This is a genomic window from uncultured Clostridium sp. (assembly GCF_947036855.1).
Lineage (GTDB): Bacteria > Bacillota > Clostridia > Clostridiales > Clostridiaceae > Sarcina.
The window spans coordinates 1-20,960 of the sequence record NZ_CAMQRY010000033.1 but is presented as its reverse complement, the minus strand read 5'-3'; the positions used below and the strand labels follow the sequence as shown (position 1 = coordinate 20,960).

General features: G+C 27.9%; 19 protein-coding genes and 1 riboswitch. Of the genes, 11 read left to right on the top strand and 8 right to left on the bottom strand.

What is annotated here, in order from left to right:
• Positions 1-809: ribonucleotide-diphosphate reductase subunit beta (locus Q0V15_RS05385; protein ID WP_297436756.1), on the top strand; the 809-nt coding region annotated here is incomplete at its 5' end.
• Between the two features lie 59 nt (positions 810-868).
• Here Q0V15_RS05385 and Q0V15_RS05380 read toward each other — a convergent pair.
• Together Q0V15_RS05380 and pnuC are read right to left on the bottom strand one after the other, a co-directional pair.
• The gene (locus Q0V15_RS05380; protein ID WP_297436754.1) at positions 869-1,519 is read right to left on the bottom strand and encodes a hypothetical protein; all 651 of its coding nucleotides are present in this window, start codon (positions 1,517-1,519) and stop codon (positions 869-871) included.
• Between the two features lie 165 nt (positions 1,520-1,684).
• The gene (gene pnuC, locus Q0V15_RS05375; RefSeq protein ID WP_297436752.1) at positions 1,685-2,494 is read right to left on the bottom strand and encodes a nicotinamide riboside transporter PnuC; all 810 of its coding nucleotides are present in this window, start codon (positions 2,492-2,494) and stop codon (positions 1,685-1,687) included.
• Between the two features lie 318 nt (positions 2,495-2,812).
• Between pnuC and Q0V15_RS05370 the strand changes: the two genes are divergently transcribed.
• From Q0V15_RS05370 to Q0V15_RS05355, 4 genes are all read left to right on the top strand, one after another.
• Entirely contained in the window at positions 2,813-3,343 is a 531-nt protein-coding gene (locus Q0V15_RS05370; RefSeq protein ID WP_297436750.1) for an RNA polymerase sigma factor, read from the top strand.
• Positions 3,336-4,061 carry a hypothetical protein gene (locus Q0V15_RS05365; RefSeq protein ID WP_297436748.1) on the top strand — a complete coding sequence of 242 codons (726 nt, stop codon included), beginning with the start codon at positions 3,336-3,338 and terminating at the stop codon, positions 4,059-4,061. Before Q0V15_RS05370 ends, Q0V15_RS05365 begins: the two co-directional genes overlap by 8 nt.
• A 164-nt stretch (positions 4,062-4,225) precedes the next feature.
• Positions 4,226-5,464, top strand: a complete 1,239-nt coding sequence (locus Q0V15_RS05360; RefSeq protein WP_297436746.1) for a cation:proton antiporter — start codon at positions 4,226-4,228, stop codon at positions 5,462-5,464.
• Between the two features lie 246 nt (positions 5,465-5,710).
• Positions 5,711-6,220, top strand: a complete 510-nt coding sequence (locus Q0V15_RS05355; protein WP_297436744.1) for a YbhB/YbcL family Raf kinase inhibitor-like protein — start codon at positions 5,711-5,713, stop codon at positions 6,218-6,220.
• 54 nt (positions 6,221-6,274) lie between these two features.
• On the opposite strand, the gene Q0V15_RS05350 is transcribed toward Q0V15_RS05355, so the two are convergent.
• A complete protein-coding gene (locus Q0V15_RS05350; protein ID WP_297436742.1) occupies positions 6,275-6,598 on the bottom strand; it encodes a helix-turn-helix domain-containing protein in 324 nt (107 codons plus the stop codon).
• A gap of 300 nt (positions 6,599-6,898) precedes the next feature.
• Between Q0V15_RS05350 and Q0V15_RS05345 the strand changes: the two genes are divergently transcribed.
• The 5 genes from Q0V15_RS05345 (at position 6,899) to Q0V15_RS05325 (ending at position 15,724) form a co-directional block, all read left to right on the top strand.
• On the top strand, positions 6,899-8,140 hold the full coding sequence (locus tag Q0V15_RS05345) for a cation:proton antiporter (RefSeq protein WP_297436740.1): 1,242 nt from the start codon (positions 6,899-6,901) through the stop codon (positions 8,138-8,140).
• Between the two features lie 238 nt (positions 8,141-8,378).
• Positions 8,379-10,532 (top strand): YhgE/Pip domain-containing protein, encoded by a 2,154-nt coding sequence (locus Q0V15_RS05340; protein WP_297436738.1) that lies wholly within the window; start codon positions 8,379-8,381, stop codon positions 10,530-10,532.
• A gap of 12 nt (positions 10,533-10,544) precedes the next feature.
• Positions 10,545-12,704: a YhgE/Pip domain-containing protein gene (locus Q0V15_RS05335; protein WP_297436736.1), complete on the top strand. Its 2,160-nt coding sequence runs from the start codon at positions 10,545-10,547 to the stop codon at positions 12,702-12,704.
• A gap of 155 nt (positions 12,705-12,859) precedes the next feature.
• A complete protein-coding gene (locus Q0V15_RS05330) occupies positions 12,860-13,381 on the top strand; it encodes a hypothetical protein (protein ID WP_297436734.1) in 522 nt (173 codons plus the stop codon).
• Between the two features lie 168 nt (positions 13,382-13,549).
• Positions 13,550-15,724 carry a vWA domain-containing protein gene (locus Q0V15_RS05325; RefSeq protein ID WP_297436732.1) on the top strand — a complete coding sequence of 725 codons (2,175 nt, stop codon included), beginning with the start codon at positions 13,550-13,552 and terminating at the stop codon, positions 15,722-15,724.
• Positions 15,725-15,799: 75 nt separating this feature from the next.
• On the opposite strand, the gene Q0V15_RS05320 is transcribed toward Q0V15_RS05325, so the two are convergent.
• The 5 genes from Q0V15_RS05320 to Q0V15_RS05300 form a co-directional block, all read right to left on the bottom strand.
• Positions 15,800-16,381 carry a DUF4489 domain-containing protein gene (locus Q0V15_RS05320; protein WP_297436730.1) on the bottom strand — a complete coding sequence of 194 codons (582 nt, stop codon included), beginning with the start codon at positions 16,379-16,381 and terminating at the stop codon, positions 15,800-15,802.
• A 108-nt stretch (positions 16,382-16,489) separates the two neighbouring features.
• On the bottom strand, positions 16,490-17,251 hold the full coding sequence (locus Q0V15_RS05315; RefSeq protein ID WP_297436728.1) for a hypothetical protein: 762 nt from the start codon (positions 17,249-17,251) through the stop codon (positions 16,490-16,492).
• 123 nt (positions 17,252-17,374) lie between these two features.
• The gene (locus Q0V15_RS05310) at positions 17,375-18,058 is read right to left on the bottom strand and encodes a response regulator transcription factor (RefSeq protein WP_297436726.1); all 684 of its coding nucleotides are present in this window, start codon (positions 18,056-18,058) and stop codon (positions 17,375-17,377) included.
• Between the two features lie 29 nt (positions 18,059-18,087).
• The gene (locus Q0V15_RS05305) at positions 18,088-19,236 is read right to left on the bottom strand and encodes a cell wall metabolism sensor histidine kinase WalK (RefSeq protein WP_297436724.1); all 1,149 of its coding nucleotides are present in this window, start codon (positions 19,234-19,236) and stop codon (positions 18,088-18,090) included.
• A gap of 105 nt (positions 19,237-19,341) precedes the next feature.
• Positions 19,342-19,995, bottom strand: coding sequence for a hypothetical protein (locus Q0V15_RS05300; protein ID WP_297436722.1), 654 nt, complete (start codon positions 19,993-19,995; stop codon positions 19,342-19,344).
• Positions 19,996-20,194: 199 nt separating this feature from the next.
• Positions 20,195-20,295, top strand: a riboswitch (SAM riboswitch).
• An 84-nt stretch (positions 20,296-20,379) separates the two neighbouring features.
• On the opposite strand from Q0V15_RS05300, the gene Q0V15_RS05295 reads away from it, so the two are divergent.
• Positions 20,380-20,960: methylenetetrahydrofolate reductase (locus tag Q0V15_RS05295; protein WP_297436720.1), on the top strand; the 581-nt coding region annotated here is incomplete at its 3' end.

Genomic DNA, 20,960 nt, shown 5'->3' with positions numbered 1-20,960 from the left:
CTGCTTATGATAAGATTTTATCATTTTTAATATTCTTAGATTCAATACAAACAGCGAATCTTGGTAATATAAACAGTTATGTTACAGCATCAGAGGTTAACTTATGTCTTACAATTCAAGCTTTCCAAGAAGCTGTTCATTCACAGAGTTATAGTTATATGCTTGATAGTATATGTTCTCCTGAAGAGAGAAATGAAATATTATATCAATGGAAAGATGATAAAATTCTTCTTGAAAGAAATAAATTCATAGGAGATTTATATAATAGTTTCCTTGAAGATGCAACAATGCATAATTTCTTAAAATCAATTATGGCAAACTATATTCTTGAGGGAGTTTACTTCTATTCAGGATTTATGTTCTTCTATAATCTTGAGCGAAATGGTAAAATGCCAGGTTCTGCACAAGAAATTAGATATATAAACAGAGATGAAAATACTCACCTTTGGTTATTTAGAAATATGATAAGAGAACTTATAGCTGAAATGCCAGAAGTATTCACAAAAGAGCTTGTAGAAGAGCTTAGAGGAATGGTTAAGACTGGTGTTGAGAATGAAATAGCTTGGGGTAAATATGTAATAGGAAATAGAATAAAAGGAATAAATGAAAATCTTATAGAAAACTATATTAAATATATAGGAAACTTAAGACTTAGAGATTTAGGATTTGAAATACTATATCCAGAAAATACAGAAAATCCAGCTATGTGGGTTGAGCAATATTCAGACCCTAATATGGTTAAAACAGATTTCTTTGAAGCAAAATCAACAGCTTATGCAAAAGCTGGAGCTTTAGTAGATGATCTATAAAATTAGATAGATAAAAGCTGTGCACAACTTTTCAAAAAAGTTGTGCACAGCTTTTAATTTTATGCTAAATTTTCTTTTTGGAATATATCTCTACAAAGGATTCCAAAGCTTGTTACAATGTAAGTTCCTTTAAAAATGAATACAATTCCAAATGTTATAGAAATTAAAATAAATAGTGGAATGAATGATATAACCATTTTAAGTAATGGCCAGAAATATTCATTACCAAGTATAAATCCTTTTTGAATTGCAAGTACCATAGGATAATTTCTAAGTGCTGATAGGAATATAATTGGAATACATACAATCATAAATAATATTGATAATACCATTGATAATAGAACCCCAAATAGACTACCACCTACAAACATTCCAATAAGACTTAATACTAAATCTATAAAAATAAATACAGAGAAAAGTTGAGAGTGGAATTCAAATTTAGGTTTACCATCTCCGTTATTTATAATTTTAGCTGATGCATAAGTAAAAGTACTATAACATATAAGTTGGATTATCATAAATATAGTTAATACAAATGTGACAGGTATAATAGTAGTAAGTAGTGTAAGAACTATACTTGAAATTAATAGTGGTGCAAACATAAAGTTTAAAGCTATTAAGTTTTTTCTAACCCCTTTTTTCTTAACAATTTCTCTAGCTTCTGCTTTTTGTAGTGAAATTTTAAAATTGTTTTTATCTTTAGATTTCATAAATTTCTCCTAATCTTTGGTTTACTTAGTAACTAATAATAATAGTTTAACTAAAATTTAGTTTATCATGACTATTTAAAAATTAAAACCATATCAAGTTAAATCTTTAAATAAAAAAAGTGGATAACTTTTAATAAAAGTTATCCACAGTAATATCATTTTGTATTAAACAGCCTTAGCTGCTTTCTTTTGTTTAGCATTATACATTGCTCTCCAACATATGAATCCATAAACTGCACTTGTTAAGTATTGAATCCAACCTACTGCACCTGAAAGTGTAGCAACATTGAACTGACCTTTTGATAATTGTTCAAATACTGGTATTAAGAATAATATAACTCCGATACCGTTTGATAATAACCAGAATGTCCATTGCTCTAAGAATCTTGCTCCTGTTAACCAAACAGCATAGATTGTTAATACAGCAACTAATGAGTCAAGGAATAAATCACTATCAGCGGCAATTTTGATATTGAATACTGATTTCATGATATCAGGTAAGAAGTATAAGAATACTCCATATGCAAGCCAGAAGATTGCAAGTCCGATTACAGTAAGAATCCATTCTTTTGCACCGAATTTTTTAACATCAATTCCTTCATCTTCTTTATTTTCCTCTTTCTTTTTCTTTAAAGCTTTTGTCCAAGCAATAAGTCCAATTACTTCTAATGGGAAGATAAATACGATGTTTTGAATAACTTGTCCGTAAAATTGTTGTTCATAAGCTACAAAAGCATATGTTAGTGTGTTTATTATCCAGAAGAAATAGCAAAGTATATCTGCTCTTGCGATATACATTGAGTTAAATACTCCTGAAACTGCTGAGATAAGACTTATTATTGAAACCACTCCGAATACTTCAGTCCAAGTTGATGTGTGAGTCCAAGCTGGAAGAAGAAATACGCAGACACTTATTATAATAAAAATTATTATAAAGCCTCTTTGAAATGGCGTGAATTTTTTACTATTTTCCATTATTATTGCTCCTCGTCTTTTGTTTAAATTTTATATATTTTTGTTTGATTTATCATTTATTATTACAAAATGTATTCTACCTCTTTGTGAAAAGGGTTTCAAATGATGAAAATTATGATTACGTTAATAAATTATTAATAAGTTGAATGAATTTTAATTTTAAAGCGATATAAATATTAATATAAAGGTTTCGGTAGTAGAAGAATAAATATTTAATAAATGAATTGGAATTAGTTTACAAAAATATTAAATTTGATTGACAGAAAAGATATGGGGAGTGCGACTATAATAGTGAACGTTCAGTTAGGGGGATTTATAGTGAAGAATGAGGAGTTAGAAAAATTAAAGGGTGGAGATACAGAAGCCTTTTCAAATATTATAGATGAATTTTCAAATCTAGTTTTTAAAGTTTCTTATAATATATTAAATGATAGAGAGCTTAGCAATGAGTGTGTGAATGAAACTTTTTTTAAAGTTTGGACTCATGTAAAGAAGTTTAATATGGGGGCGAATAGTTTTAAAAATTGGATTTGTACAATAGCAAAGTATACAGCTATTGATATTTTAAGAAAAGAAAAGCGACATGATAATAATTTATATATAGAAGATATTTTAGAGGATATACCTATAAATGATGTAGAGATTGAGGATAGTATTGTAATTAAGCAAGTGATAGATGAACTAAATGAAGTAGATAGAGAGATTTTTATACGGAAATTTTATAGGGATGAAAAAACATCAAAGATAGCTAAAGATATGGGAATAAGTGAAAATTCAGTATATCTAAGAGTTTCTAGGGCTAAGAAAGCTTTGGCAAAAAAAATAAAAGGAGATAAAAATTATGAGTAGAAAAGAAGATTATATAGATAAGATAGAAGATTTTTCAAATGAAAAATTACCAAGTATAAATATAGATCCAGAAGATCAAAGAAAAATAAAAGAAGGCGTAATAAATTTAATAAAAAAACTTAAAGAGAAGAATTTAAATGATTTTAATATAAATGTAACAGAAGAAGAAGCTATTAATATTAAAGAAGAGCTTGGAGAAAATAGCGAAAAGAGAGTATATGGAGTCAAAGATTCAAAAATTATGATGGGGATTGTTGAAAAAACAATTGAAAAGGAACTAGAAGGTGAAACAATAATAAAAAGTGTAAAATATAGACTTCCTTCAATAGTGTTCTATGGATTATCATCTATATATAATTATACATTTGTAACAGATAAAGAATTTATTTGGTATGGGTTTGATATAAATTATAAGATTGTAACACAAGGAAGAAAACCACTTTCAATGCTTAAAAGAGCTGGGAGAGTTAGACATGAGCAAGATGAAGATGGTGGTATTGAATTCTATGTTAGTGGAAAAGGTTTTTACATGCCTATGATTATTAGAGGTGGGGATAGCATAGATGAAATGGAAGAAATGATAGAATATTTAAATTCTATTGGTGTTAAAAAGTTTAATAAGGATAAATTCGCTAAGTATGAAAAATTTTTTTATATTATTTTATATGGTATAACGGTGTTTGGATTAATAAAAGTAGTGAGTATATTATTTACTTAAATGATAGTGAGTCATAAGATTAGTAATATTCTAAGAAGATATTTTCAATTAAATTGGAGATATCTTCTTTTTTTTACTTTTAAATATCAGTTCTTTACAGGATATATATATTATTTTAAGCAAAAACTAATAATGCTAATAATATTTTGAAAGGAGCTGGATATATGTCACATAGATTTTTACTTGATTTAGCACTTATACTTTTAAGTACTAAGTTATTTGGAATAATAACTAAGAAAATGAAACTGCCACAGGTAGTTGGAGCTTTGGTTGCAGGGGTAGTTCTTGGACCTACTGTTCTTGGAATAGTTCATGAAACAGAGTTTATTGAACAGTTATCAGCACTTGGGGTTATTATTTTAATGTTTGCAGCAGGTCTTGAAACAGATGTTGCAGAGCTTAAAAAAACAGGAAAAGCTTCAACAGGAGCAGCAATACTTGGAGTTATAATTCCTTTAATTGGAGGGATTATTATAGCTATGATATTCCATGATGGTGGAGTAAGTGCATCTATGCTTAAATATGTATTTATAGGAATAATTCTTACAGCAACGTCTGTTAGTATCACTGTTGAAACTTTAAAAGAACTTGGAAAACTAAGTACACGAGCAGGAAATACTATTCTTGGAGCAGCTTTAATTGATGATATTTTAGGTATTGTAGGACTTACAATAGTTACAAGCATGGCAGATGCAAGTATTAGTGTGGGTATTGTACTACTCAAAATAGTATTATTCTTTGTTTTTGCTGGAATAATTGGAGTTATAGTAAGAAAGTTATTTATAAAATGGACTATAAAGCATGGAAAGGATATGAAGCGATTTGTAATAATGTCATTTGTATTATGTCTTGGATTATCATATATAGCAGAAAAATTCTTTGGAGTTACAGATATAACAGGAGCATTTATTGCCGGGATGATTATATCTAATACTGAAAGAACTCAATTTATAAATAAGAAATTTGAAACATTATCATACATATTATTATCACCTATATTTTTTGCAAGTATAGGGATTAAGTTAGAAGTTAAATCACTTGATATGCGTACAATAATCTTTACAGTTTCGCTTATTATACTAGCTGTTGTAACAAAGCTAATTGGTGGTGGACTTGGTGTTAAAATGTTTGGATATTCCAATAGGGAGGCAATGCAAGTAGGCTCTGGAATGGTTTCAAGAGGTGAAGTTGCATTGATTGTAGCTAATAAAGGAATGGCTGTTGGGCTTATGATGCCAGAGTTTTTAGTTCCAGTAGTTATAATGGTTATAGCTACAACAATAATTTCTCCTATACTTTTAAAGATAGTATTTAAAGAGAAAAAAGGTGAACATGATGTTATTGAAGGAGCAAATCAATTAACTAAAGATTATATTGATGTAGCAAATGAACGAATAGAGTAATTATATAAAATTTATAAATCTCTCTTAAATAGCTTATTTACTAGACTATAGCGATTTATTTAAAATAAAAATGCACACTTACAAAAAAGTCGGTACTTCTAAAAAAAAATTAAGTAGTTATAATAATAAGTGTGAGAGGCACACAAAACAAGTATGACTTACTCACTGAATTTAATAATAGTAAATTAAAAATTTAAGTAGTGAATAATAATAAATTTTATATAACAAAAGAGGAGAGATTTTATTATGATGAAAGTAATAAGTAATTCAATAAATGCAGATGGACATTTTGAAGATAAGTTTGGTAAACATGGGGAAGAATTTACAAAAGGAATGCCTTCAAGATCAATAGATTTTGAAATAGTTGGAGCACCAGAGGGAGCGAAAACTTTTGCATTCGTATTAGATGACCATGATGCTATGCCAGTTTGTGGATTCACATGGGTACACTGGGCTGGAGCTAACCTTAAGAAAACTAAGGTTGAAGAAAATGAAAGTATCACTGCTGAGTTCTTACAAGGAATAAACAGCTGGGGAGCAGCTATGATGGGTGAAAATGCTTTATCAAGAGAAGAAGCAGCTGCATACGGTGGAATGGCTCCACCTAACTGCACACACACATATGAGTTAAGAGTTTATGCTTTAGACTGTGAATTAGAAATAGAAAAGAACTTCTTCGTAAATGATTTATATTCAGCTATGAGAGGTCATATCTTAGAGCAAGCACATTTAACAGGATTATATAGACACGAGTAAAATAATACAAAGCGTATTAAATAGAGATAAAAAAGAGTTCTTAGAAAACAATCATTAAGATTGTTTTTCTAAGAACTCTTTTCCTATTTGCTGGAATATAATAAGTCCATCTAAATACCTAAAGCCCCAGTCTGTAAGAAAGTATTCAACTTTTAAAGGGTAACCATCATATATTTTTTTATCAACAATACCATATTCAACTAGCTCTTTTAAATGTTGTATAAGCATCTTTTGATTTATACCTTCTATATTTTTTTGTAGGTATGATAATTGATATGGTCCTTTTCTTAAAATCCAAATAATTATAGGTTTCCATTTTCCTTTTATAAGGTCTAGTGACAATTCAAGGGGACAAGTATATTTTTCTCTAACTATCATATATTTTTCTCCTTTGTTAAATGGCGATAAATTAATTATAGTACAAAATTATAGAGATTTAATTTATATTATAGATTTATTTTGTGATATAAATTAAAAAATATGAAAAATAAGTTGTGTATCACTTTTAATATAAAAAGTAAATGAAATAAATGAGATATTTAGCAAAAAGGAGAGTTTTAAAGATGTAAAGGTAATTATATATAAAATTTGGATTTAAATGGATATAGTTGAATTTGAGGAATGTAAAAAATAGGAATATAATTTTTTTTATAGTTTAAATTAAGGGGGACGATTGTAATGTCACATAAGTTTTTATTAGACATTGCAATTATTTTGTTGAGCACTAAACTTTTAGGCTTAGTCACAAAAAAATTGCATATGCCACAAGTTGTTGGAGCTTTAATAGCTGGACTTGTTCTTGGACCAGCAGCACTAGATATTTTACACGAAACAGATTTTATACAACAAATTGCATCACTCGGAGTTATTGTTTTAATGTTTACAGCAGGACTAGAAACTGATATTAATGAACTGAAAAAAACAGGAAAAGTATCATTTATAGTAGCAATAATGGGGGTTATAATACCACTTATAGGTGGAATTACAGTTTCATATTTCTTTAATGATGGAGCATCGGGTAAAGCAATGCTTGAAAATATCTTTATAGGGATTATTTTGACTGCTACTTCTGTAAGTATTACTGTAGAAACTTTAAAAGAGCTTGGAAAGCTTAATACAAGGGCAGGTAATACTATACTTGGAGCAGCATTGATAGATGATATCCTTGGAATAATTGGTTTAACACTTATAACAAGTTTAGCTGATTCTTCGGTAAATGTAGGAGTAGTTCTTCTAAAGATAGTTTTATTCTTTATCTTCGCAGGTATAGTGGGCGTTATATTCCATTATATCTTTATGAAATGGGTTGGACATTATAAAAGTGATTTAAGAAGATTTGTAATTGTAGCTTTTTCACTTTGTTTAATTCTTTCATTTATAGCAGAAGAATTTTTTGGAGTTGCAGATATAACAGGGGCATTTATTGCGGGGCTTATAATATCTAATACTGCAAAAACTCATTATATTAATGCTAGGTTTGAAACAATGTCATATATGATATTATCACCTATATTTTTTGCTAGTATAGGTATAAAGGTTGAGCTTTCACAGATGTCAGGTGAGATAGTTTTATTTACTGTATTACTGCTTATAATAGCTGTTGGAAGTAAGATACTTGGGTGTTTCTTTGGAGCAAGACTTGCAAAATATAAAACCAAAGAATCCTTGCAGATTGGTATCGGTATGGTTTCGAGAGGTGAAGTTGCACTTATTGTTGCAAGTAAAGGAATTGCAGTTGGACTTATGAATCCTAAGTTTTTAGCACCAGTAGTAATTGTAGTAGTTTTCACTACCATTATAACTCCAATTCTTTTAAAGATAATTTTTAAAAATGATAAAGATGATTCAGGAGATAGTAATGATATTGATACAAGTCTTGTAAATCAATATGAGAATGTTACACAAGAAAAAATATACTAAAATTAAGGTGGAGCTAAATGGATTTTTAGCTCTATTTTTTTATAGATTTTAGTATTATTATTGAGTTGGACTTTAGTTTCTATTTTAAGTTATTAAAAAGTTAAAATTTAGCCTACTATAATGCTAGAATGGTTTACTTGTAAACTAATTTTTGGTAAAATTAATAATAGATTGATATTAATAAATAAATTGATAAAAATAAGTACATATAGAAATAAACTAAGGAGGAATTTATAAGATGAAGAATGTTTTTACTGTCTTTAAAAGAGATATTAAGAGTATGTTTACTAATCCAGTAGCACTAATAATTATTATAGGTCTTTGTATTATACCATCGCTTTATGCTTGGATAAATATAGTAGCTTGCTGGGATCCGTATACTAACACTGGTAGTATGCCAGTAGCGGTTGTAAATAATGATGTTGGTGCAACTCTTAATGGGAAAAATATAAATATAGGAGATGGAGTTATAACCGAACTACATTCTAATGATAAAATTGGATGGAAATTTGTTTCGCAAAGTGAAGCAAATAAGGGTGTTGTTGATGGAACATACTATGCAATGATAGAAATACCTTCTAATTTTTCAAAGGATTTAGCAAGTGTTACAACTGATAATCCTAAAAAAGCAGATATTATATATAAGGTTAATACAAAAGTTAATCCTGTTTCAGGAAAAATAACTGAAGTTGCAGAAACTACTTTAGTAAATCAAATTAAAACAACTTTCCTTGAGTCTGTTAATACAGAAATTTTTTCAAAGCTTAATACTGTAGGGAATAAGCTAGAGCAAAATAAGGATGATATATTAAATCTTAAAAAATCTGTTATTAATATAAATAATAATATGGGAGCTATCAATAGTGTTCTAGATGGTGTTACTGTAGGTTCAGCAAATCTTGGTACATATATTGATACTGTGAAAGCATCACTTCCAAGTATTAGAGATAGTCTTAGCAATGTACAAAGTATAACTGTTAATACAGGTTCAATAATTGATAATACAAATTCTACTTTGAATATGGCATTTAATAATATTAGTGTTAATTTAGATAATGCTAAATCTAATGTTAGTAATATTCAGCAAGACTTATCAGAAATAAATACTGATAGTGCTACAGCAGCGCAGGCTAAAGGTTTAATTTCATCAATTAATAGTAATTTAGCTAATGTGAATGCTAGTGTAACTTCAGTTTTAAACTTCCTTGAAACAGTGAATAAATCAATTCCAAATAAGGGATTGCAAGCAATGATAGGAAATATTAATAATATAAAAGGTGCTATTGAGAGTGAGATGAAAACACTTGCTATTGCTAGTGCAACTATTGATAGTGGGCAAAAGTTAAAAGCTGATACACTTGATAGTTTAAAATCAGGAATGAGCAATGTTTCAAATTCTTTAAATAGTACAATTAGTAACTATAATGGAAATACAAAAGGTCAGCTTCAGGGAATAGGTGCAAATCTAGCAGGTTCTACTAAAACAGCGGCAGGTCTTATAAATGAGGCAAATGGTCTTGTTGGAAAGATTCAAAATGTAGTTGATACAGCTAGTTCAAATACAAAGATGGCTGGAAGTACAGCAAGCAGTCTTAAGTCTACAATGGATCAATTTAGTGGAGTTATTTCAAACCTTGCAAAGAATCTTGGAGAAATAAATAATAATGATTTAAGTCAAATGATATCTGTGTTACAAGGTAATCCAGCTATTATGGGTAACTTTATATCAACACCATTTAATGTTCAGCAAGAATCTATATTTAAAATAGATAATTATGGTTCAGGAATGACACCAATATATACTGTACTAGCAATATGGGTTGGAGCTTTACTTCTTACATCATTACTTAAAACTGCTCCTCCAGAGTTTGAAGGGTCAGAAAAAATAAGTATAAGAGAAAAGTATTTTGGTAAGCTTTTAACATTTATGAGTATTGTAATTATTCAAACTATTATAATGACAGTTGGTAGTAAATATTTACTAGGTGTGCAAACAGCTAATTTACCATTGTTTATAATACTTGGAATCATTACAGGAATAGTATTCTGTATAATTATTTTTACATTAGTATCTCTATTTGGGAATTTTGGAAAAGCTATTGCAATAGTTTTAATGGTGGTTCAAATAGCGGGAACAGGTGGTACTTATCCAGTTCAGGTTTTACCATTATTCTTTAGAATAATTCAACCAATTATGCCATTTAGCTATGCTGTAGATGCATTTAGAGAAGCAGTAGCAGGTCCAATTTTTGATCATGTTAAGAATGATATTATAGCACTTATTGTTTTTGCTATTGTATTCTTACTTCTAGCATACTTCTTAAAACCACATTTACATCCTAGACTTACAAAGTTTGAGAAGAAGTTTGAAGAATCAGGAATTGGGGAATAGGAGGTACGAAAGATGAAAACTATATTTAGAATTTTAGCTAGAGATTTAAAGAAAATAATTAAAAATCCAGTTGCAATAGTTGTTATACTTGGAATTTGTTTTATTCCATCACTTTATGCATGGATTACATTAAAGGCAAACTGGGATCCATATGTTAATACATCTAATATATCTATTGGGGTTGTTAATGAGGATTTTGGAACAGTTGTAAAAGGAAATATTATAAATGTTGGAGATCAGGTACTTGATCAGCTTAAAACAAATCATGATATAGGCTGGAAATTTACATCAATAGAGCAAGGTGATGAAGGGCTTAAAGATGGGCAATATTATGCTCTTATAGTTATTCCAAAGGATTTCTCTAAGGATTTAGCGACGCTTGTAACTTCAAATCCTGTAAAACCAACATTAACATATAAAGTTAATGATAAGACTAATATTATTGCTACTAAAATTACAGAAGTAGCAAAAGATCAATTAACACATCAAATAAATGATAATTTTGTTAAGGTTGTAAATCAACAAGCTATAAGCCTTGCAAATTCACTAGGTGAGCAGCTTAAAACAAATGAGCCAGTTTTAAATCAACTTAAAAGTGTAATGAATGAAGCTGATACAAGAATTGGTCAAATAACAGGAAATATAAATCAATCAAGTAAAAGTGCAACAGAGCTTGCCAGTTATTTAAGTATTATGAAAAATGATTTACCTAAAATAACAGGGCAGATGGATTCACTACAACAAGTTGTTAATGCAAGCAAGAGTTTAATTGCTTCAACACAGCAAAATGTAAGTAATGCAGCAAGTAATATTAGTAATAATACTGCAAATGTTACAACTGTTAATACAAGTCTTACAAGTTTTATAGAACAACTTAAAACACTTGGAACTTCTACAGCAGATAAGGAAAATCAGATTAAAATAATAGATAATGCAGTAGGAGTAACAACAAAGCTTACTGGGATTATTGATAGGAATATAAATATTTTGACAGGGATAAATAAAGTTTTTAATAACTCTATAATCTCTGCTAATATACAAAAATTAAATGATGTTAAAGCACTTATAGTGAGTGAGCAAAATCAATTAAATGCAGTAAAAACACTTTTAGCTAGTGTAAAACCGAATGTTGATGAAACTAATGCGCAGCTTACAAAGCTTCAAACTATGAATGTAAATCTTATTAGTAATATAAATAATTTAACTAATAGTATGTACTCACAAGTTGTTCCAAGTGTTAATCAGATTTCATCTAATTTAACACAAGGATTAAGTAATGCAAATTCACTACTTGAAACAAGTAAGAGTGTTGTACCACAACTTCAAGCACTTGCAGGAATGGGAATATCAACAAGTAATTTAACAGTTTCAAAAGCTAATGAACTTAAATCTAAGATTAATGGTTTTAAAGATACGCTTAATTTACTTCAAGATAAAGCTGGTCTTGTTAGTAATAAAGATTTAGATAATATGATTGATATGCTATCTAAAAATCCAGAGAAAATATCATCATTCTTATCATCACCAATACAAGTTAAGGAAGAACAAGTTTATGGTGAAATACCATTTGGAGCAGGGCTTATGCCTTTCTATACAACACTTGCTATATGGGTTGGCTCACTTCTTTTAACATCACTTTTAACAGTTGAAGCTAAAAACTTTAAAGGTGAAAAAGCAAATTTATTACAGGTTCATTTTGGAAAAATGTTATTATTTATAATATTTTCAATAATTCAAACTGTAATAGTAACACTTGGGGATAAATATGTACTTGGATTTAGTCCATATAATATGTGGCTTATGATGGGAATAGCCATATTAAGTTCAGTTGTATTTACAATTATAATCTATACTCTTGTATCTTTATTTGGTAGTATGGGGAAAGCAATGGCTATTGTAATAATGGTATTACAAGTTGCAGGGTCAGGAGCTATTTATCCTATACAAACAAATCCAGCGATATTTGGGAAACTTGAATTTTTATGGCCGTTTAAATATGCTATGGACGGATTTAGAGAAGCTATATCAGGACCAATTTGGAGTGATGTTAAAGCTGATGTTATAGCACTTTTAATTTTTGCAGGAATATTTATAGTAATAGGACTTTTAAAACCATTACTTCATAAGCAGACAGAATTTATGGAGCATAAGTTTAAATCATCAGGATTATAATATTAAACACCGTATCTGAAATGGATACGGTGTTTGTTTTTATTTAAATATTAATTCATAGAGAGTAAATTTTTGTAAGATATAATATTTATAAATAAAAGATTGTTAAACGCAGAAATATTGGGGGAAGAAATTATTTTAAGGGGGAAAACAGTATGAAAAAAGAGTTGTTAGTGAAAGAAAAACCAAAGTATACAAGTATAATTTTATTTGCATGTTTTGTAGGAATATTTATTTTTAGCACAATTAAAGCAGTAAGACTTGATACATTTAAAGATGATTTCTTTATGTTTATTATATCTGCTATTGCTTTAGTTATATTATCACTTGGAATGAAACATCAGATAGATGAGAATAAAAAAGCTAAAAATGGTGGAGTTTTAATAGATATAAAAAATGAGGGGATTAGCTATTTAAATGATATTTCTGGTAAGATAGAGTTTGCACGATGGAGTGATATCTTAGATGTTATGTATAGACCTCGTAGTGGTGAGGTTACAGAAGTTTTTGGTATTGTTATAAAGATGAATAAAAGGATTGCTGGTGATATAATAATGCTAGAAAATTTGGAGAAAAAGAGTAAGAAAGAAGCTCTAATGGTTAGGGTGAGTTTGGTAAATGCTAGCTATAAACCAAAAGAAATAGTTAAAGTTATACAAGAAAATATAAGTAAGTAGTTATGAGTGCATATTCGTTAGAATATGTACTTTTTTACTTTACATAAGGATTATTGTGTCGACCTAGGTTACAAATTATCATAATAACTCAAAAGATAACATTAAAAACTATTACATTTCATATATTTAATACAAAGTAATGTAAAAGCAATTGATTAGGAGATGTGTATGAAAATAGGGAAGTGTGATGTTGGATTTTTAGGGCAAGAAACATTTAATTTAGAGGGGCGAAGTCAAAAATGTAAATTTTACTTTATAAAACCAGCGAAAGAAATAACAGAGTATATAAACCACCATATATTACTTATTGATTTATCTGAAAGTATGAGGGATAACATTGATAATTTAAAAAAGGGGATTAAAGAAACTTTAAAGGCACTTAAAAAAGAAGAAAATAATTATGTTTCGGTCATTTTATATTCAGGTGACGAAAAAAATATTATAGCTAGGACTGTTAGGTGTGATGATATATCTTATAGAATGGCTAAAGTTTATAAGATAGTTGATGATGAGGTTTATGTTAGAGAAAATACTGATTTATTTAAAGGATTTCAAAATGCGAAAGAGCTAATTGAAGAATTGTCTGATGAGAATGTTAAGCAAAATATTATTTTATTTACAGATGGATATGTTGCAAGTGCAGAGAAATTTAATGATAATAGAGCTAAATGCCTTAGTGTTGTAGAGGAACTAGCTTTAAAAAATGTATCAATTAATACAATAGGACTTGGCTCATATTATGATAGGAGTTTTTTAAGGGAGATATCTAACTTATCATATGAAGGGAAATTTAATCATATAGGAGATATTAAATCTTTTTATAAGACCGTTTTGTTAGAAATTAAAAGAATTAATAATACAGAAAAAGTAAATATTACAATTGATAATGAAGAGTATTATATAATTTCTAAATTAGAAATGTTTAAAGGAGAAACTACTTTGCAAACCCTAGATATGAGTAGTAATAACATAGTTGTAGTTTTTGATGATAACTTAAATATTAATGGTAAAATTATAAAACCAACAAGAAAGAAATTACTTAAAGAATTTTCAGATGATTTTAGTTATAGCCTTGCTAGATATTATATAAGTAAAGAAGATATTTTAAATATGGAGAAAGCTATAAAAATTAGTGAGGATTTATATGTTTATAATATGCTAGTAAATTGTTATTCATTTACTGAAAAAGGTCAGGCTATTGAGATTTTAGATACTATGATAAATGATAAAAGCAAAAGGTTTAAGCTTGGGAAAAGTAATATAAAGAGTGAAGAAGATGAACAGCTATGTCTTTTAGAACTTTTACAGGAAATTATGAATGATAATGAGTGTAAGCTTTTATGGAATTATGCTTATAAATATAAACGTATTGGTGTTAAAGAAAAAAGTGTAGAAGATGAATATAAATTTATCAGACCGACGGTTGGATTTGGTAATGTTAAATCAATTAATATAGGTAATGAAAGATTGAATGTTGGTGTTAAGGTTCAAATTGATGGAGTTGTTCAAAATGAAATTAATAAGCTTAAGTTAGATGCTTGTATATTTAGAGATTATAATATAGTTGTAAATGGAAATATAAATACGGATGAAATATGGTGTGTTTTATCTAAAAATGCAAAGTCTATGCTTAGAAAAGAAAAGCTTATAAAATCTATTATTAAAATATATGATAAGGAGATTTGTGTTCTTAATATAAAAAATTTAAAAGTTGCAAATAAGAGAATATCAAATTTACTTACTAAAAATGAGGTTGCTAAATATCTTTATGATATAGAAGTATTAAAGTGTGAAATATTAACTTTAGAAAAATTTATAAAAGATATTTTTACTACTAAAGTAGAAGAAGTTCTAACTAAAAATGATATGGAAGCTATTAAAGTTAAACAAGCATTTAGAGTTGGAGCAGGAAATATTTATAAACCAGTTAAGGTAGAAATTTTAAGTAGTACAGAATATGAGTTTTATATATCGAAAGTTGTTGATTGGAAAATTGAAAAGTTTCCAAAGACAAAAGAACTTAAAGATTCTTTAGAAAGATTAAAACCATTAATAGTTGGTGATATGAAAGAAAGTTATAAAAGGGTTTTAAGTAAACTTACAGAACTTAAAAAAGAAAAAAGTTATAAGCAAAATCTTATAAATATAGTTAAAATATCAAATAGACTTAAAGAAAAAAATATTTTTAATTGGGACACTATTGAAACTAAAAAGAAATTAAAAAGCGATAAAGAATTAAAAGCAAATATGATTGTTGGAAATATTGTTAATATAGGAATTAAAGAAATTGATGGAATAAAAGTTAGAGAAGATTATTATGAAGTTATAAAGAAATTTAATTAATAAAAAGGGAACTACTTTTGTAGTTCCCTTTTTATTAAGCGTTTTAAACTTATATTTGTTTAATAAAAATTTTGATTAGCAACCTGATTTAGCAATAGCTGAGATTGTTGCATTTTTGATATCAAATATTAAAAGTTCAGCAGGGTTGTTGATTGCATTGATTATTCTTACTGAGTAAGTTGCACAAGCAGGACATCCAGCAGCTTCAACTTTATTGAATTGGAAGTGATGTGTGATTTCATCATTAGCAGCATGAGCAGCTATCATGTGTGAGTAAGTCCATGTTCCACAAACACTTTCGCATCCATTTTCACATCTAACAAGTTCAAATTCTACTCTTGCAGGCATTGTTTGAGCAGCAGCAAATTTTATAAATACATCACCAGCAAATTCAAATTTAACTGATGGAGCTTTAAGACAACTTGTATCAAGTGATAAACAAGCTATTGATTTTGGATTTACTGTTACAGTAAGAGCACCAGCGATATCAAATGAATGAGGAACATTTGTTGTTGATCCACAGTTAGCTTCAAATAATACTGGGTGAGCACAAGGGCTTAATTGCTTACAGTTTGAGTATCTTCTTCCTTCACCACATTCACAGAAATTAGAATCTGGCATACATGTTTGTTCTTCGTTACAATAATTAAGTTTCATAATAAAAATACCTCCGTTTTTATCTTAAGTTTTATTTTGTTTTTATTAGGTTTTCATAGTATATACTATGTTAGGTGAATTACTTTGATACAGTTTTGATTTAAAAAATTATCCTTTAATAATTCTAGCTATAAGACCTGATTTTTCATTAATACCAACTTCAATATGTGTGATTTCTTGCGAAATATTATTTGATTTACAGTTGGTTGATTCAGCAACAACAGTAGCAGTTTGGAGTGGCTCTGGAATGAACACTTTTTGATTTTGAAGTATTGAAATACCAAGTGTTACAATAAGTTTATTTGCATATTCACTTTTTGAGTCATTATTATTAAGTGGGACTTTATAACACTCTTCATTTAATTTTGTGTATTCATGCGACCAATAAATCTTTTCTGCTGTTGAGTAAAAATATTCATAGCTATTAGAAGTATGTGATTTACTTTTATATTGCGTATCATATTTAGGGTTTATATAATAATTTATATCTACTATGGTTTTAAATGGTATAGTAACAATTTTATTTTTAGAGTTATAACTATCAAAAAAGCATACATTTATATTTTTTTTAACTAGCCCTTCGATTAAGAGTTTTGTGTTTTTTGATAAAAATTTACATTGGTTTATAATAACTCTATTCTCAGTTGTTGTTAAAGATTTTATAGGATATTTATATTTGATTTCACAGTATATATTAGTTTCAAGTTCTGATAAAACAACAGGGAAAATACCTATTAAATTTCCAGCAGAACCCATAGGTGGACTAAAAGTAGTTATATTATTATTAAAATTTTCAAACTTGATTTGATTATTAGAATTAATATCATTTTCTGTTGTTTTTAAATTATCATTTGAATCGATAGGACTCATAAATCCTCCAAGAAAATTACTAGCAAATTAATTGCACTACTATCTATGATATTCATAAGAGTACAAATGGTTAAAATAAAAAAACTGTGGATAACTTTATTTAAAAGTTATCCACAGTTTCTATTAATTAAATCTATAGCCAGTACCCCAAATAGTTTCTATATACTCTGGAGTAGCATTATCTTTTTCTATTTTTTTTCTAAGCTTTTGTACATGAACAGCGACGGTTGCTGTATCTCCATAAAAATCAGTTCCCCAAATCTTATCAAAAAGTTGGTCTTTGGTGAAAACAATATTAGGATTTTTAGCAAAAAAAGTTAGAAGCTCAAACTCCTTAGTTGTCAGTAAAACTTCCTTACCTCTCATAAAAACTTTATGAGAATCTAGATTTATCTCAAGTGCTTTATTTATAAGAATATTTTTTATATCTTTTTTACCGATAAGTCTTTCATATCGCATTATGTGAGATTTGATTCTAGCAACAAGCTCTGCAGGGCTAAATGGTTTGGTAAGGTAATCATCAGCACCAAATCCAAATCCACGAATTTTATCAATATCATCAACCTTAGCAGAAACTATTATTATAGGAGTTTCAAATTTTTCTCTAAATTTTTTTACTATATCAAGTCCATTTACACTTGGTAGCATTAAATCAACAACTACTAAGTCGTAAATTCCAAGTAATGCTTTTTCAAGACCAATAGCACCATCATTATATATATCAACGTTATAATCATTTAGTTCTAAATAATCTTTTTCAAGATTAGCTATATTTTCATCATCTTCTATTACTAAAATTTTTTTCATCTAAAAATCTCCTTTATCTTAAGTTTATTTTATTTTGAAATTGGAAGTTTAATAGTGAATGTGCTTCCAAAGCCAATATCACTTTCAACAAAAATTTCTCCATTATGAGCCTCAACAATTTCCTTAGAAATAGCAAGTCCAAGACCAGTACTCATTATATTTTTAGTTCTTTCTTTATCAACTCTATAAAATCTATTAAATATATTTTGAATATCAGCTTCTGGAATTCCATGACCATTATCTTTTATTGATAAAAAGATATTACCAGTATCATTATATAATCTAACTTTTACATTTAAATTATCAGTACCATATTTTTTAGCATTACCAACAATATTTCTGATTGTTCGATAAAGTTGTTTTGCATCTATATTAACTAGGATATCATTTTTTATTTCATCATAATAATTAAAAGTTAGAGAGTCTTCTTCAAAAGTAAATTTAAACTCACCCATAATATCTTCTATATAATTAGAAATATTTATATCTGTAAATTCAAAATCAACTTTTTGCATATCAAGTTTAGAAAATAAAAATAAATCATCAATAAGCTTATTCATATAATTACAATTACTACTTATGACATCTAAATATTTTGATAGCTTTTCTTTATCAGAAATTTCTCCATCAATTATAAGATCAACATAGCCATTAATAGAAGTGATTGGAGTTTTTAAATCATGAGATATATTAGCTATAATATTTTTTCTGTTATTTTCATATTCTATTTGAATATTTTCACTATCTTCAAGTTTTTGTGCCATTGAATTAAATTCATCAATAAGAGTTCCAATTTCATTAAGAACATTATTTTGAACCCTAACACTATAATCTCCATCAGATATTTTTAAAACCATACTACGTAAATCTTCAATGGGACTTAATATTTTTTTCTCGATACTCATGTACATTAAAGTATTTACAAGTTCAGTAAGTAGTAGCATTATAGCTATACATATAGCTATAGTAGCAAAGCCAGCTACGTGAAAAACAGAAGTAACTATAAATAGTCCTATAATCATTGTTATGATTCTAAAAATTATAATTTTTTTCTTTATAATTGCAAATTCTTCTTTGTTTATATTTAATCCTTGGCATTTTTTTATATGTTCATCATGATTCTTTTTATGTCTTTTAATGAAGAGTGATAGTTTGCTTTCTTTAGTATTTTCATCCATATAGATTCCTCCTTTGTAACAGTTATATAGTAACACAATAAATAAAATAGGGAATGTAGCTTAAGTCTACATTCCCATAGGAGTAATTTTTTGAACACATTTATTTTAAAGTGAAATTTCTATTTTTAGTGAGATAGGTGTTACAGCACCTTCTAATAATACTTTTGAGATTTCATTTTCTGCATTTACAAATATTTTTATTTCAGTAGCATCTATTTGAGTAAATAGTGCTTTCATTACATTCATTTTAAATCTTATGATTTCTTCTGGCATACCAAGTGATTTCATAAACTCAATTTTTTTAGCCATCATTTCAGCATGATTACCATTCATCATTTCATGGATTTTATCATGTTCTTTTTTAAAGTTTTTAGCCTCAATACTTATAACGTTAAATTCTCCATCTTTTGAAACTTTCATTTCGTTAACAAGCTTTAACATAAACATAGCTTTTCCAAATTTACGATCTCTTTTACTGCATGAGCATTTACAATCACAATTTTTCATAGCCTCTTTCTTTTTAGCTTTCATATCTTTTATATCAACATTATTATTTAATTCTACTTTTTCACCATTTTCAATGAAGAATCCTGATACGTTTCCTTTCATATCATGAGTTTCATGATTTTTATAGAATTTACCTTCTGTTGAAATTATGCTTGTACCATTTTCAGTTGTAGTAACTTTAATTGTTCCTTCACATTCTTTTTTTGATTTAGCCTTTGCCATCATCTTGTATAGTAATTCTAATTTATTCATAATTAAATCCTCCATCTATCTTTTGTATTTTTTAATTCATTTTGTTGTGTTCGTTTGTTGTCTATGTTTTTATTATAAAGCCTGACTTTAAAAGCATTTTAAAATAAATATAAAAATTTCATAAAGTTTTATAAAGAAAATATTTATATTTAAATATTTACAATAAATTACAAGTAATGTATAATATTAGAAAAGAATATACTTATCTAGAGTGGTGGAGGGACTGGCCCTTTGAAGCCCAGCAACCAATAGTATTTTTACTATGGGTGCTAATTCCTGCAGTTTTCTGAAAGATAAGGGTAAATTTTGAGCGATTTTTCGTGTCTAAAGGATTACCCCTTTAGGCACTTTTTTTATTTAGCAATAAATATTGGGGGTATTTAGATGAAGATAAAAGAACTTTTTGATAATAAAGAATTGGTATTTTCCTTTGAGGTGTTTCCACCAAAGCCAAGTTCCTCTATTGATGTAATTTATAAAACATTAGATGGACTTCGTGATTTAAATCCAGATTTTATAAGTGTAACTTATGGAGCAGGTGGAAATAGTAATGAGAATAGAACAGCAGAGATTGCTGGGATAATAAAAAATAAGTATGAGATAGAACCACTTGCACATCTGACTTGTATAAATTCAACTAAAACTGAAATAAATGATATTTTAACTGATTTAAAGAATAATAATGTTGAAAATATTTTAGCACTTAGAGGAGATATACCCAAAGGTGAAACTCTAAGAGGAAATTATAAATATTCAGATGAGCTTGTTAAAAGTATTAAAGATTTTGGTGGATTTAATATAGCAGCGGCCTGTTATCCAGAGGGGTATAGCAAGGACGAAGAACTTACAAAACATATAGAAATGCTTAAAAGAAAAGTAGATGCAGGGGCAGAGCATTTTATATCACAATTATTTTTTGATAATGATGATTTTTATAATTTTTTAGATAAGTCTAAAAATCAAGG